Here is a 14,047-nt window from a genome sequence, read left to right as displayed (position 1 = left end):
TTACCTAACCTTCATTCTGTACGGCAAAGTTCTTCAATACCCCGTTAACGAAACGGTGGCTGTCTTTGTCACCGTAGTTTTTGGCGATTTTCACCGCTTCATCAATGACAACTTTTACAGGTGCACCATGACTCTGCAGTTCACTGACCGCGAGACGTAATATATTTCTTTCTACTTTTGATATACGATCAATCGTATATCCTGTTAAGTAACCGCTGATTTCATCATTTACCTGATCCTGATTCTGGATATAGTAATCAATCACCGATTTAACAAATGTTTCAGTCTGATAGACTTCATAAAAACGGGCATTTCTCAGCTCAACAACGTTTTTATCTATTTGAAATAACAGCTGAAATGCTTTCTTTCTTTGTTCATGTCTCTTCATGCTTACACCTAAACCTATTCTATTAACTTATTTAATAATATTAACGATGTGCACGTTAGTTTCGTTAACTGTGACTTCGAGCATATCATTTACAGCTTGTTTAACATTTTCCTGAATACGTTCAGCTACGCTGTGAACGTTTCTGTCAGTTGATAATACTACGTAAATCGCAATGTGAATCTGACCATCTTTAGTCTCGACTTTCACACCGCGGCCTCGGAATTTCTTCCCAATCTTTTCGATATTACCACTGGCAAAATTATTTTGCAATGAGTGAACGCCTTTAGTTTCTTCAACCGCAATGCTTGCGATTACTTCAATGACTTCACTGGAGATTTCGATGCTGCCCAAATTTGTATTATGATTTTGTAAAATCATACAATCACCTCACTCTTTTATTATATCACGTGACGCGGGTAATATTAAATGGTTTGCTGAATGGATCGATAAACCGCTGACTCCGTTCGGAAAAGTCTTTAAGCTGTATTTTGTTACTTTAAATATATGTCTATTTACGGTTCTAGTCAATAAGATGCGTAATACAGAAGGTTGTATTGAATTCAGCTGCTTTTGACCATGCTGAATGGACTTCATTTCAAGTTAAAGGGGCTGCTCCCAAATAAAAATGGCCCGCTTACAAAAGCTGGCCAATAAATTTGTTATTCTAGATTATCTATTGCATATTGCGCTTGTTCTGGTGTGAATTTTTCTCCGTATTCGGAAACGAGTTGATCATAAATTGCTGAATGTGACATATCCATTAAATCTTGATAATTCTCTGCAGACTTCAATGCATTTTCATTCCAATCAAATTCAATGTTATCAATCGCATATTTTGCAGCTTCCTCAGGAAAGTCTTCTCCATATTCAGAAACAAGCTGGTCGTAAATCCCAGCTTTAGACATACTCATTATTTCAGCATAATTGTATGCACTGTTTAAAGCGGATTTCCACTCTCTTGGAACATCGTCTGACTCAGGACCAGAAGATGCAGTTTCTTCTTCTACAGTTTCATCTTTCTCATCTATTTCTGCAAGTTCACTCTCTTCAACTTTCGATTCAGCCTCTTCCAGACCAGTTTCCAAGCTTGCTATCTCTTCATTTTTATCGGAAATTTGATTTTCCAAATCCTCTACCTGATCAGTAAGTTGTTTATTTTTCTCTTCTAACTCTGTTAGGTCACTATCGTTTTGTTCTTCAGAGTTTTGCTGTTCCAGTTCGCTTATCTGCTGTTCGAGATTTTCAATCTGCTGATTCAGCTGTTCATTTTCTTCTTCTACAGCTGAGACATCGATATCAGTAGCAGAAGTTTCTTCACTTCCATCTCCTGTTCCGCACGCACTAAGTAATAATATAGAAGACAGACTGCTAATTACTAGAATTTTCCTCAAAATACTTCTCTCCCTCAAATTCAATATATTTACATTAATTATAGTAAATTTAAGTGAAGAAAGCTATTTCATTTTAGATTTTTCAGTTAATTATATACTGGATATAACTTTTCCTATTAACGGAGATGGTCAGTTAAAGATTAGAAATCTCAACTTTTTCCGATATACCTCGCCAATCGCGCTATATGTTTTTCCAGCACCTTATCAAACTGATTTGTTTCAACGACGCCGTCTTTATCTTGATATGGTATGCCGACTAGATCATCTTTATCAGTATCTGCAGCAGATGTGTGTTTATCTTCAAAATAATAATAGTTGCCGTTGTCATTTGTTTGTACAAGCATATCCGGCAGCTGCAATTTACCGCCGATTCTAATTCTGTAGGCCGCAGGAACATTTGCAGATACTTTATTTTTCTGCAGCTGATAGGATATTGCAGTGCTGCCTTTGTAATTTATCGTTATCTCTTCCCCCGCTTTATAATCTTTCGGACTTTTTATCTCTGCAGTGTCATCAAATTTTTGTTTAATCACTTCAATTACCGGTTCGTAAATCTCAGAGATTTTACCCAAATCCCTTTCAATTTCTTCAAGATAATTATCATCGTGCTGTACTTGAGAACCATCATCTCGCTCTTCAGTCTGCACTTTTTTAAGCTCATCATTAAATACTTCAAGGAAATTATTCATTTGTAAATCCTCCTCCTGTGATTTACTGATATCTACCCTAAAAAGAAAAAGATAAAAACCGTCTCCCTATTCCAAAAGGAATAAAAAGACGGTTTAATCATCTACTTCATAATATCCTGTTCTACCAAAAAGTTAGTATTATAGTCATTGCTTAAAAATGCATTGTTCAATAAGATGTTCTTGTGGAACGGAATTGTCGTATCGATGCCTGAGATCTGGAATTCATCGAGGGCACGTTTCGCTGTTGCGACTGCTTCTTCACGGTTCTTACCGTGAACAATCAGTTTAGCAATCATTGAGTCGTAATACGGAGGAATAACATATCCCGCATATGATGCAGTATCCATTCTCACTCCAAATCCGCCCGGCTGAAGGAATTCTGTTATCTTCCCTGCCGACGGCATAAAGTTTTTATACGGGTTTTCCGCATTGACTCTGAATTCAAAGGCGTGACCCTCAAATTTAATGTCTTCCTGTTTATAAGGGATTGGTTCATGCATTGCCACACGTATTTGCGATTTCACAAGGTCTACGCCGGTAATCATTTCCGTTACCGGGTGTTCAACCTGAATACGTGTATTCATTTCCATGAAGTAATATTTATGGTCGTTTAAATCATAAATAAATTCAATCGTGCCGGCACCGATATAATCGATGCTTTTCGCTGCACGGACTGCAGTTTCTCCCATTTCGCGTCTCGTCTTGTCACTGATGACCGGACTCGGCGCTTCTTCTACAAGTTTCTGCATACGGCGCTGAACTGTACAGTCACGTTCACCTAAGTGAATGACATTGCCGTGATAGTCTCCGAGGACCTGAATTTCAACATGGCGGAAGTTTTCAATATATTTTTCAATATAAAGACTCTTATTGCCGAAGGCACTTTCAGCTTCCTGCTCTGTTAATTTATAATTCTGGGTCAGCTCATCTTTGTTCCGTGCGACTCTGATTCCTTTACCGCCGCCGCCGTGGCTTGCTTTAATAATAATCGGATAGCCGATGTCTTCAGCAATTTCATAAGCATCATCCAGTGATTTCACTACACCGTCGCTGCCCGGCACTGTAGGAACATCCGCTTCAATCATCGTTTTCTTCGCGACATCTTTTACACCCATTAGAGAAATCGTTTCAGACATCGGTCCGATAAAGATCAAACTCGATGATTCACACATCTCTGCAAAATCGCTGTTTTCAGCTAAGAAACCGTAACCCGGGTGAATGGCATCGCAGCCTGTTGACTGAGCAATGGTAATAATCCCGATCATATCCAGATAGCTGTCTTTTGAAAGTTTTGGTCCGATACAGTAAGATTCTGTCGCTAGTTTCCGGTGTAAACTATCCTGATCTGCTTCAGAGTATATACTGACAGTTTCGATTCCAAGTTCGTGGCAGGCACGGATGATTCTTACCGCGATTTCACCGCGGTTTGCGATTAATACTTTTTTAATCATCGTAATTTGAATAATGGCTGATTGTACTCAACCATATCTCCGTCATCTACTAGAATTTCTGTAACTTCACCGGATACTTCTGCCTGTATTTCATTGAATAATTTCATCGCTTCCAAAATACAAACGACTGATGTGCTGCTTACTGTGTCTCCTACTTTAACGTACGCTTCAGCTTCTGGTGAAGGTGCTTTGTAGAAAGTCCCGACCATCGGTGCTCTGACAACAAGGCCTTCATCTTCAGGCTGAGCTTCTTTAGCCGGAGCCTGCGCCGCTGGTGCGCTTTGTGTCTGTACAGTCTGAGGCGCTGGTGCAGCCGCCGGTGTTAATTCTCTTTTAAGTTTAATATCCACATCTTTGTCTTTATATGAAATTTCAGTAAGCGATGCGCGCTCCATTTTTTCAATTAAAGAATCAACTTGTTCTAAATTCATTAGTTTTACTCTCCCATAAAATAATATGTCTACATTTTACATAGGTGGTCATACCAATTCAAGTACTAATTAAGAGCAGTAAATCCGACTGCTCTTAAAATGACTACGCTCTTGAAACGTAAGATCCTTCTTCAGTGTTAACAACGAGCATATCGCCCTGGTTAACAAATAAAGGCACTTGCAGAGTAACCCCTGTTTCAAGTGTTGCTGATTTAGACGCACCGCTCGCAGTGTCGCCTTTGATTCCCGGTTCTGTTTCGATAACTTCAAGCTCAACAGTTTTCGGAAGTTCTACTCCGAGTGTCTCGCCTTCATACATCATAATTGCGACCGGCATATTTTCTTTCAGGAATTTTAATTCATATTCCAGCTGGCTGCCCGGAATTTCAAGCTGTTCGTAAGTGTTGTTATCCATGAACACGTAGCTGTCGCCATCCGCATACAGATATTGCATTTTATGGTTGTCGATCTGAGCTCTGCCGACTTTTTCTCCTGCTCTGAAAGTTTTTTCCTGTGTTGCGCCTGTACGCAGGTTTTTTAATTTACTGCGGACGAAAGCCGCGCCTTTCCCAGGCTTAACGTGCTGGAAGTCTAAAACTCTCCAGATACCGCCGTCTACTTCTACTGTAAGACCAGTTTTAAAATCGTTTACTGAAATCATGATTTTCCTCCTAATAATCTGTCCGTCTTATACGATAAACAGTTTTTTACTGCTGTGTGTTAATTTTTTAAGTCCGGTTTCAGTGACAATTGTATCATCCTCGATACGCACGCCGCCAAGACCGTCTACATAAATACCCGGTTCTACAGTCACGCACATTCCAGGTTCTAAGGTCATTGTACTTTTTTGTGCGAGGCCTGGCAATTCGTGAACTTCGAGACCGAAGCCGTGACCGAGTGAGTGGCCAAAGTTTTCGCCGTAGCCGTAGCTCTTGATAACGTCTCTTGCTACTGCATCTGCCTCGCTGCCGGTCATGCCCGCTTTAATTTCTTCGAGCGACTTCAGCTGAGCCTCAAGGACGACGTTATATATTTCTTCCATTTCCGGAGAAACAGAACCGACGCCGAAAGTACGTGTAATATCGGATGCATACCCTTTATAGTAGGCACCGAAGTCCAGTGTTACCATATCGCCGGATTCAATCACTTTATCAGAAGCAACACCGTGAGGCAGTGCTCCTCTGTGCCCGCTTGCAACTATCGTATCAAAACTTGGCCCGCTTGCTCCAAGTTTGATCATGTGCGCTTCAAGCTCATTTTTAACTTCCATTTCAGTCATGCCTTCTTTGACATAAGTTAAAATATATTCGTAAGCCTGGTCTGCAATTTCACATGCTTTCTGAATTAAGTCCACTTCTTCTTCTGTTTTAATTAAGCGGATTTTTTCTACTTCGCCTGTTAACGGCACCACTTCAAAATCGTCTTTAATCTTACTGTATGTATTGTAGTTTACGTGTTCTCCTTCGAAACCAATACGTTTAATGTTTTTCGATTCCATAAATGATGCAATGAAATCAAGCAGACCTCCCTGCTGCAGTACAAATTCGAAGTCCTCGGCCTGTTCAGCACCTTGTGCTTTATACCTGAAGTCGGATATTAAGTATCTTCTCTCCGGTGTAATAACAAGTGCCCCGCTCGTGCCGGTAAAATTACTTAAATACCGTCTGTTGTAACTGCTCATTACGAGTAATGCATCAAGGTTTTCTCTCTCCAGCAACTGCTGTACTTTATCAAATTTAATCATTTCTCCGCCACCTCTCCATTATCATTTTACATGAATTTAATATCTATTTCATTTTCTTTTTATATTTTAACGCTAACATGTTAAAATAGTCTAATGAAATATAGGAGAATGTGCGATGAAACTTAGATTATCTGCAACGATACTAATATTACTGGCTGCGGGATGTTCAAACAGTTCACCGGAAGAGACTCTTATTGAACAGGAGGAGTACAAGAGTGAACTGGAGGGGCTGCTGCAGACTGAACAGGTGCGCAATCAGCAGCTGGCTCTGCATTTGGAAAACCTCGATACGCAGATTGTAAATTTCGAACGCGACCGGGATAATCCCAATGTCGAAAAATATGTGGAGACCGTCACGGAATATGCTGGCGGGATTACTGAAAATCTGAATAAAATGAACGAATATATTACTGCCTACCGGAACGGCGAGCAGCTGAATACAGGAGATGTTGTAAAAACCAGAGGCGCTGTAGCGGATACTGTCGAGAAGTATGAGGCTGCTGTCGGTGAACTGGAACTTACCGATGTGCTTGAACGTGAACACTCCAATGTTGTACTCGCCAATGAAGAAATTACTGAAGCTGTAAACCAGATTGCGGATGCACTGGCCGCTGAAGATGATGAGCTGCTTAACGAAGCCATTGAAAGGCTTCAGTCGGCGACAGAATACTTGTAGAAAGAATGAAGCCTATGACTAAACCGATATACGGCGGCCAGGCAGTGCCTGAAGGCGTCATGTTCCAGTCAAAAACCCATATGTCGACAGCCATCCGGCGGACGAATGGAGAAATCGACTATTTTGATATGCCGCGGCCAGATAAGCCCCTTTTGGCCAAACTGAAAAAAATACCGCTTCTCCGCGGGAATGTTGCGATACTCGAAGCCAGTGTATTCGGCATGAAACATATGGATTTTGCTGCGGACCGCTACGACCGGAATCCGGCGGAAGACTATAAAATAGCTGAAGAAAAAAATTCGCAAAATACAGCGAAAGTGGTGCTTTCCACTGTAATTATCGGTATACTTACCTTTTTGATCGGTAAATTTGTGCTGACTCTGGTACCGGTGTTTGTCGCGGAAGTATTTTCCGGTGTGATTACAGGAAAATTCGGACAGGTAGCCCTTGAAACACTGATTAAGCTGATTATTCTGCTTGGCTATATATATCTACTCTCGCTGACACCGATGGTTAAAAGACTGTTCCAGTACCACGGTGCTGAGCATAAAGTCATTAACTGCTTTGAAGAAGATAAGCCGCTGACAGTTGAAAACGTTCAGGCGCAGTCGAGACTGCATTACCGGTGCGGAAGCTCCTTTATACTGTTTACCGTACTGGTCGGCTTCATCGTTTACATGTTTGTTCCCGTCGACCCGCTTTACGTGAGAGTAATCAACAGAATTCTGCTGATACCCGTCGTCCTCGGACTGTCTTTTGAAGTGCTGCAGCTGACGAACAAGCTGAGAGAGGTGCCCATGCTGAAGTATCTCGGGCTACCGGGCCTGTGGCTGCAGTATTTAACGACAAAACAGCCGGAGAACGACCAGGTTGAAGTTGCAATACATTCATTCAACCATCTTTTAGGGAGTGATAAAAAGTGAAAAGAGCTTTGGTGATTATCGTTTTGATTGTTGCAGCAATCGGGCTTCTGATGAATCTTGATCTCGTGCTCGGTATGATTGTCAATTCATTAATTTTTCTTTTAGTGATAGCTGCAATTTTATACGGCATTTATTATTTCTTTATCTTAACTGAAGATCAGAGAAAATATAAAAAAGCATTACGCAAAGCAAAGCGTAAACAGCGGAGAAAATAATACACATATACAAGGAGAGGTTTTTAAGTGGAAAGCTGGATTATTGCTTTAATTATTCTGGCAGTTGTCATCATCGCATTGGTGATAAATGCATTTTTAAGTATGAGAGGCGTGAACATGCTGTCTGAGACAGAATTCAATCAGGATTTGCGCAAAGTGCAGCTGATTGATTTACGCGAGAAGGAAAAATTTGAACACGGCCATATACTCGGAGCGAGAAATATGCCGATATCGTCCTTCCAGTTAAAAAAAGGCGGTATTAGAAAAGATAAGCCGGTTTACTTATATGATCAGAACGGGCGTACTGCCTTGCGCGCGGCTCGTATGCTGAAAAAAGACGGCCATAAGGACATCAACGTTCTAAAGCAGGGAATTGCTAAATGGACAGGTAAAATTAAATCTAAAAACCGTTAAAATAACAAAAAGACGCCTGACCGGCTGCGGTCAGGCGTCTTTTTTTGGTTTTTGGCGTATTTTGAGTTATTCGTCCAAACGAACAGATTACGTCGAGATAAAGAAAAAATATCAGACAAAAAGCCTGCAGCATCAAGCTGCAGGCTTTTAAAATAATTAATCATTTAGTTTTTGTGGAATGGTGTTTTAACGAATTTTGCAGGCACATCTTTATTGCGCACTTTGATTATGAATTCTTTATCCAGTTCATAAAAATCAGTATCAACTAAAGCGAAACCGATTGAACGTTTCGTTGTCGGTGACTGCGTTCCGCTTGTTACGTACCCTACTTTGTTTCCTTCGGTGTCATAAACCTCATAGTCTGTACGCGCGATTCCTTTGCCCGTAATTTCAAAGCCCGACAGACGGCGCGGTGCACCATTTTCTTTTTGTTCTTTTAAGGCCGGCTGACCGATAAAGTCGCCCTTATCCACTTTCACAGCAAATCCGATACGTGCTTCAAGCGGTGTAATTTCAGGTGACAGATCCTGGCCGTGAAGCGGAAGTCCTGCTTCAAGACGGAGTGTATCACGGGCGCCGAGTCCGCACTCAAGAGCGCCGTTGTCTACAAATAGTTTCCACAAGTCTACTGTATCTTCCGGTTTACAGTAAAGCTCAAATCCGTCTTCTCCTGTGTATCCGCTCTGTGAAATAATTACGTCTTTGCCGTCCACCTGAGCGCCAGTTACGAAGTTGAACATTTTAAGGCCGGATAAATCAGTTTCTGTGAATTTCTGTACCAGTGCTCTTGCATTTGGTCCCTGCACTGCAAGCTGACCGTAGTCCGCTGATACGTTTTCCACAACTGCATCGTATCCTTCGATAGCTTTAAGCCATGCGAAGTCGCTTTCAGTATTGCCTGCGTTTGGAATCAGCAGGTAATCATTTTCAGCGAGCTTGTATATAACAAGGTCGTCAATGACCCCGCCTTTTTCGTTAGCGATCGTAGTGTATTGAGCTTTTACATCTGTTAACTTCGTAACGTCGTTAGTCAATGCATAGTTTAAGAATTCTTCAGCCTCGCTGCCTGTAACACGGATTTCTCCCATGTGACTGACATCGAAAATACCGACATCTTCTCTGACTGCTGTGTGTTCTTCTTTGATGCTTGAGAATTGAACGGGCATTTCCCAGCCGCCAAAATCGACCAGTTTAGCACCGTTTTCGTGGTAATACTCATTTAAAGGTGTTCTTTTTAACTCACTCATTACAATTTCCTCCTCAAATAAATAAAACAGGACAGTGAATAATCGCTGTCCTGTTGAAATAATCTTCAGGATTACGTCGCAACACTGTCCTTTTGCCTGAGAGATTCACCCCGCAGGGGCTTGCTCCTTCGGCGACGCTGAACGCGTTCTCTCCAGTATTATTCATCCGTAACTGTCTTGTGAATCCGTATTCATTATACTCATAATTTATTTAAAATGGCAAGCTGAATACTTAGGCTTTAAAATTCCCATCATCCATATAGCTTATGATTTCAGCTGCTGTATCTGCAACAGTCTTTGAAGTGCTGATTTCCCTGTCGGCAAGCGCTGAATATTTATCCAGTCTCGAATTGTAAAGTGCCCGTACTTTTTCAATATCCTGATTGCCGAGCGGACGGTTATCATCTTCCTGAATCCGGCTGTACAGATCATCGAACGGTGCGTTTAAGAAAAACACCGGCATGTCTGTCAGTTCTTTCAGCAGCGCATATGATTTTTCATAAGTAACGACTCCACCGCCTGTCGCAATAATAGCATTTTCTTTCAATATCGACTGAAGCGCCTGAAATTCGTATTCTCTGAATGCCGCTTCTCCTTCAGCCGCAAAAATGTCCGGAATCGGCTGTCCCGCAATTTTTGGAATCACATCATCAAGGTCTATTGTTTTTTTATTTAACTGTATGCCGAGTTCATGTGCGATTGTCGTTTTGCCGCACCCCATAAAACCGATTAATATCATATTATCATTCACCTAATTTATTATTTGATCAATTCTTGAAATATAAATTTCAATTAAATTCATACGGATATCCAGTACCAGCTGAAACCTATTATAGTAATGATAGTATACTCCGATTAAATATATAAGTAAAAAGTATACTGACAGGCTGAAAAATCCGTCATTTTTTGAAGATAAATGTCTCATCGGCTGCTCCTTTCAACTCCAGACTTACCGCTTCTTTTGTTTCAGCAGTAATAAATTCCTCGATATTAAACATTAAAGTAACAAACCCCTCGTCTTCGATACTTTTAATAATTCTGCCGCTGGAATATCTGTAGGTAATCTTTCCTCTGTCTGTTGTAAAGTGAACAGCTGTGCCGGCAGCTTCAATTTTCCGGGATGCCTTATATGTCTCCATAATATCCAGTGTGAAGATATCAGTGTCGTAGTAATCCTCTTGCAGCTCGAGTGTTTGAAACAAAGCTATCACCGCCGGCATGACTGCCATAATCAGTGCTGCAGTCATAAGCGACAGCAGCATTTCCATATAGGTAAAACCGTCAGCTGCATATTTTTTTGAGCCGTTCATCACATGGCACCCCCGCCTTGTTAAATAGTTCTTCAGCCTTACTGATATAATCGGCGGAGGAATCATAGCGGCTGCTTAAAGTATACAGTTCGCGGTAAAATTTCAGCTGTGCCATGCTGTCTCCGTCGAGAACGGAAATGTAGATAAGCCCGGGCAGCATAAGAACGATGACAGTAAATATTAAAAGCGCCACCATGCTGTCGTAGAGCAGAAAGCCTTCATTGTTCAATACGGAACCTCCCCTTCAATATCTGAAAAATAAATTTAACGTTTTTCTCTCCGCAGGATAAATACACTGTGCCAAAAGCACTCGTGTCCCCGCTCGGCCTGTAGGAAAACTGCTTCATGCCGAAATCTTCGAGCCGGCATGCATGCAGCTCATAATGTGAAATAACAGTGCGTGTTTTATCGCGTACTGTAATAGACTGGTTATTATATTCCATAAATACTGTATATGACTCTTGTTTTGCCAGTGCATTCATCTGGGCACCCTGGAATACATAGCTGATATTTTCGATTTCATCCGCAAGATCGTGCTGCCGGTATACAGGTAGATGCGGCACGGAAATCGATAAAATGATGCTGACAATCGTCAGGATTAGCATCATTTCCATCATCGTAAAGCCGCTACTGTCTCGTGGCTTCGCCATTAGTTATCGTAATTGTATCGCCGTTTTGGCAGCTGACCTGTTCAGCTGTTAAATAGTCAGGTACAAGATCTTGAATTGTTGCAGGTGTTCCGCCTTCGTTCAGCGTATAAGCTTCAATCTGACTCTGGACCATGCGCACCTGCGCCTCACATCCCGTGTCCTGGACGTTTCTGCTCTGGGCGGCGATGTTCGGAATAATAAGTATAATCAGCACGGAAATAACGAGCAGCACCAGCAGCATTTCGATCAGTGTAAAGCCTTCTTCCTTGTTTTTAAATTTACGGTTGATTGTTTTTCTCATAATATTTTCCTCCTATTTTATCGAACTGAGCATATTGAATATCGGTAACACGATGACTAAATATAAACAGATAATCAGAAGCCCGAGAATTAAAAATATGACGGGCTGGATTTTCTTCGTTAAGCTTTCAACTTTAATAATGATATTTTCTAAAGAGTATTCGCTGTAAATAATCAGTTCCTGTCCAACATTGCTGTTGTACTCGCCGTGATTGACAAATACCGCGAGCCGTTTATCGAGCATGTCCAGCTCTTCTACCGCCTCCCCGAGCGATGTGCCGAAAAGAAGCTGTTCTTCTATCGTTTCTGCAGCGAGGCTTAAATAACGGTTGATGGTCTGCGTTTTAAACAGCAGTATAATTTCTTTCACTTCGAGACCGTTATTTAAAAAGTAGCCGAACTCGCGCGAGAAGCGGTAGGTGACATAATATTTAAAATAAGTTTTAACAATAGGTATACCGAGCAGAAGCTTTGCTGCGAGTTTTGTATTTTTCAAATTCAGTATCAGCAGTATTACGAGGAGTATAAGAACCGCCGTCCCTAAAATACTGAAAGCCGCATACGGCAGATAATTTAATATGAGCGTGAGCATGCTGACGAGTATCGTCTTATCTGCCTGCATTGCGCTGTACAGCTCATTAAACTGCGGTATTACTGTGTAATTCAGCAGCCCGAGCATAATGATGAATACTGCAACGAGCACGAGAGGATACTGCAGTGTTTTAACCAGCTGCTGCATTGTCTGCCGGCGCGTGTTTAAATATTCCCCCGACTGTTCAAGATTTGAAATGATCTCACCGTGTATTTCAGCGAATGATACTTGCATAATAATCGATTTAGAGAAGCCGAGATATTTCAAGACGGCGCTCAGCGATGCACCGCTGTTAATCAATTCTAAGAGCTTTCTTCTATCCGGCTCTTTAATGACCTCGTACTGTTCGGTTAAAAAGGTTAATGCCTGCTGCATCGTAAAACCGTTCCTTAAAAGACCGGCGAGCTTGATTAAAAAATGAGCATCGTATTTGCCGAGTTTATTGGAAGGACCGATTGTAATGTTTATATTCTTCATCCGTCAACGCTCCTTCCCCGTGCAGCTCGATGAGCTTATCCTGGATAGTCGGATACATTACTGTCCCGCCGTTTAAATGTTTTTGTATCATCTCTTTGTCAAGATGCTCATACACGATAAACGCCCCCGCTTCAGTATGAATCAGCCGCTGGTTGACAATGAGTGAAATACTTTCTGCCATCTCTTCTTTGTAGAGACCGTAATCTTTCAGCCGGGTCAGCGTGCTGAGAGCACTTTTGCTGTGAAAAGTGCTCAGTACCAAATGTCCTGAAAGACTTGTTTTCAGCAGCTCTTCTGCGATGATTTTGTCCCTGATTTCACCGAACATAATGATGTCCGGGTCGCACCGGAGCACTCCCCGGATAAGCGGCGCATAACTCAGATTCGCTTTGTCGTTAATTTCGACCTGCACCAGTCCGCTGATATCAAATTCCACCGGATCTTCAATACTGATAATCTGTCTGGTACCGTCTTTTGCGGCATCCGTCGCGAGTCTGTACATAACTGTACTTTTTCCCGACCCTGTAGGCCCTGTAAAGAGAATCAGCCCTTGTGACAGCTTCATATGCGAAGCGAGAAATTTGTAATCTTCGTCTCTATAAAAAAGACTTTCGGAAGATTTTCCTGCACTTGTGTTCAGCAGTCTGATGACTACAATTTCTTTCATAATTGTGAGCGGAAGTGTACTGACGCGGATATTGCACTGCAAATCACCGATATAAAAACTCGTCCGGCCGCTCTGGGGAACCTTGTGCTCGTTAATATCCAGTTCCGCAATGAACTTCAAATAGTTAATCAGCCGTTTCAGCATATCGAGTTCCAGGGTGCGGACGGCTACCATCTTTCCGCGGATACGTTTTTTAACCGACCCTTCGGTTTTTTCAAACGTAATGTGAATATCGCTTGCGCCGCTGTCATATGCATCCTTAATTAATGTTTCTGCCAAGCTTTTCAAAAAAACACCTCCTACCCTATATATAGGCCAAAAGTGCGATTTCCTTTTAAAAAAGTTACTTAAACACAAAAATAGCAAAACTGGTTTACTTTTTACACAAACTTACATAGTTTTGGAATTTATTTACATCAAAATAAATGCAATTACTATTTACATTAGCCGTTGTATTATCTATAATTGAATTTAATGATATG

20 protein-coding genes and 1 riboswitch are annotated in these 14,047 nt (G+C 41.5%); of the genes, 4 read left to right on the top strand and 16 right to left on the bottom strand.

From position 1 onward, the window contains the following. Window positions 1–4 precede the first annotated feature (4 nt). The 8 genes from nusB to MHH58_RS06160 all read right to left on the bottom strand — a co-directional run bounded on the left by nusB (window position 5) and on the right by MHH58_RS06160 (window position 6,094). Window positions 5–388, bottom strand: a complete 384-nt coding sequence (nusB, locus tag MHH58_RS06195) for a transcription antitermination factor NusB (protein WP_341345354.1) — start codon at window positions 386–388, stop codon at window positions 5–7. 27 nt (window positions 389–415) lie between these two features. Then, entirely contained in the window at window positions 416–766 is a 351-nt protein-coding gene (locus MHH58_RS06190; protein ID WP_115884355.1) for an Asp23/Gls24 family envelope stress response protein, read from the bottom strand. Window positions 767–1,047: 281 nt separating this feature from the next. Further along, window positions 1,048–1,779 carry an Ltp family lipoprotein gene (locus tag MHH58_RS06185; RefSeq protein WP_341345353.1) on the bottom strand — a complete coding sequence of 244 codons (732 nt, stop codon included), beginning with the start codon at window positions 1,777–1,779 and terminating at the stop codon, window positions 1,048–1,050. Between the two features lie 149 nt (window positions 1,780–1,928). Next, on the bottom strand, window positions 1,929–2,468 hold the full coding sequence (locus MHH58_RS06180; RefSeq protein ID WP_341345352.1) for a hypothetical protein: 540 nt from the start codon (window positions 2,466–2,468) through the stop codon (window positions 1,929–1,931). A 101-nt stretch (window positions 2,469–2,569) separates the two neighbouring features. After that, window positions 2,570–3,916, bottom strand: coding sequence for an acetyl-CoA carboxylase biotin carboxylase subunit (gene accC / locus MHH58_RS06175; RefSeq protein ID WP_341346093.1), 1,347 nt, complete (start codon window positions 3,914–3,916; stop codon window positions 2,570–2,572). Continuing rightward, window positions 3,916–4,350, bottom strand: coding sequence for an acetyl-CoA carboxylase biotin carboxyl carrier protein (gene accB, locus MHH58_RS06170; protein WP_135096753.1), 435 nt, complete (start codon window positions 4,348–4,350; stop codon window positions 3,916–3,918). Before accB ends, accC begins: the two co-directional genes overlap by 1 nt. A gap of 103 nt (window positions 4,351–4,453) precedes the next feature. After that, the gene (gene efp, locus MHH58_RS06165; protein ID WP_115884359.1) at window positions 4,454–5,011 is read right to left on the bottom strand and encodes an elongation factor P; all 558 of its coding nucleotides are present in this window, start codon (window positions 5,009–5,011) and stop codon (window positions 4,454–4,456) included. Between the two features lie 27 nt (window positions 5,012–5,038). Next, window positions 5,039–6,094 carry a M24 family metallopeptidase gene (locus MHH58_RS06160; RefSeq protein WP_341345351.1) on the bottom strand — a complete coding sequence of 352 codons (1,056 nt, stop codon included), beginning with the start codon at window positions 6,092–6,094 and terminating at the stop codon, window positions 5,039–5,041. A gap of 115 nt (window positions 6,095–6,209) precedes the next feature. Here MHH58_RS06160 and MHH58_RS06155 point away from each other — a divergent pair, with 115 nt between their 5' ends. From MHH58_RS06155 to MHH58_RS06140, 4 genes are read left to right on the top strand one after another with little or no spacing between them, the layout of a single operon-like run. Beyond that, entirely contained in the window at window positions 6,210–6,770 is a 561-nt protein-coding gene (locus MHH58_RS06155; RefSeq protein WP_341345350.1) for a hypothetical protein, read from the top strand. 5 nt (window positions 6,771–6,775) lie between these two features. After that, the gene (locus MHH58_RS06150; protein ID WP_341345349.1) at window positions 6,776–7,693 is read left to right on the top strand and encodes a DUF1385 domain-containing protein; all 918 of its coding nucleotides are present in this window, start codon (window positions 6,776–6,778) and stop codon (window positions 7,691–7,693) included. Further along, window positions 7,690–7,908: an SA1362 family protein gene (locus MHH58_RS06145; protein WP_135096746.1), complete on the top strand. Its 219-nt coding sequence runs from the start codon at window positions 7,690–7,692 to the stop codon at window positions 7,906–7,908. The genes MHH58_RS06150 and MHH58_RS06145 overlap by 4 nt, the downstream gene beginning before the upstream one ends. 27 nt (window positions 7,909–7,935) lie before the next feature. Beyond that, the gene (locus MHH58_RS06140) at window positions 7,936–8,322 is read left to right on the top strand and encodes a rhodanese-like domain-containing protein (protein ID WP_245954122.1); all 387 of its coding nucleotides are present in this window, start codon (window positions 7,936–7,938) and stop codon (window positions 8,320–8,322) included. 164 nt (window positions 8,323–8,486) lie between these two features. Here the strand turns inward: MHH58_RS06140 and gcvT are convergent, their stop codons facing one another. The 8 genes from gcvT to MHH58_RS06100 form a co-directional block, all read right to left on the bottom strand. After that, window positions 8,487–9,569 (bottom strand): glycine cleavage system aminomethyltransferase GcvT, encoded by a 1,083-nt coding sequence (gene gcvT / locus MHH58_RS06135; protein ID WP_135096744.1) that lies wholly within the window; start codon window positions 9,567–9,569, stop codon window positions 8,487–8,489. Between the two features lie 74 nt (window positions 9,570–9,643). After that, a riboswitch (glycine riboswitch) is annotated at window positions 9,644–9,735 on the bottom strand. Between the two features lie 66 nt (window positions 9,736–9,801). After that, the gene (locus MHH58_RS06130; protein ID WP_135096742.1) at window positions 9,802–10,308 is read right to left on the bottom strand and encodes a shikimate kinase; all 507 of its coding nucleotides are present in this window, start codon (window positions 10,306–10,308) and stop codon (window positions 9,802–9,804) included. Window positions 10,309–10,468: 160 nt separating this feature from the next. Then, complete coding sequence (locus MHH58_RS06125; RefSeq protein WP_135096740.1) at window positions 10,469–10,879, bottom strand: hypothetical protein; 411 nt, start codon at window positions 10,877–10,879, stop codon at window positions 10,469–10,471. Next, window positions 10,851–11,108, bottom strand: coding sequence for a hypothetical protein (locus MHH58_RS06120; protein WP_135096738.1), 258 nt, complete (start codon window positions 11,106–11,108; stop codon window positions 10,851–10,853). Before MHH58_RS06120 ends, MHH58_RS06125 begins: the two co-directional genes overlap by 29 nt. Beyond that, window positions 11,098–11,529: a prepilin-type N-terminal cleavage/methylation domain-containing protein gene (locus tag MHH58_RS06115; RefSeq protein ID WP_135096736.1), complete on the bottom strand. Its 432-nt coding sequence runs from the start codon at window positions 11,527–11,529 to the stop codon at window positions 11,098–11,100. The genes MHH58_RS06120 and MHH58_RS06115 overlap by 11 nt, the downstream gene beginning before the upstream one ends. Next, window positions 11,507–11,830 carry a competence type IV pilus major pilin ComGC gene (comGC, locus tag MHH58_RS06110; protein WP_135096734.1) on the bottom strand — a complete coding sequence of 108 codons (324 nt, stop codon included), beginning with the start codon at window positions 11,828–11,830 and terminating at the stop codon, window positions 11,507–11,509. The genes MHH58_RS06115 and comGC overlap by 23 nt, the downstream gene beginning before the upstream one ends. 12 nt (window positions 11,831–11,842) lie before the next feature. Beyond that, entirely contained in the window at window positions 11,843–12,898 is a 1,056-nt protein-coding gene (gene comGB, locus MHH58_RS06105) for a competence type IV pilus assembly protein ComGB (RefSeq protein ID WP_135096732.1), read from the bottom strand. Next, window positions 12,861–13,853, bottom strand: coding sequence for an ATPase, T2SS/T4P/T4SS family (locus MHH58_RS06100; RefSeq protein WP_135096730.1), 993 nt, complete (start codon window positions 13,851–13,853; stop codon window positions 12,861–12,863). Before MHH58_RS06100 ends, comGB begins: the two co-directional genes overlap by 38 nt. Between the last annotated feature and the right edge of the window lie 194 nt (window positions 13,854–14,047).

Origin of the sequence: Jeotgalicoccus sp. FSL K6-3177, assembly GCF_038050175.1 — a bacterium.
Lineage (GTDB): Bacteria > Bacillota > Bacilli > Staphylococcales > Salinicoccaceae > Jeotgalicoccus > Jeotgalicoccus nanhaiensis.
This window is presented reverse-complemented; position numbering and strand designations above follow the sequence as displayed.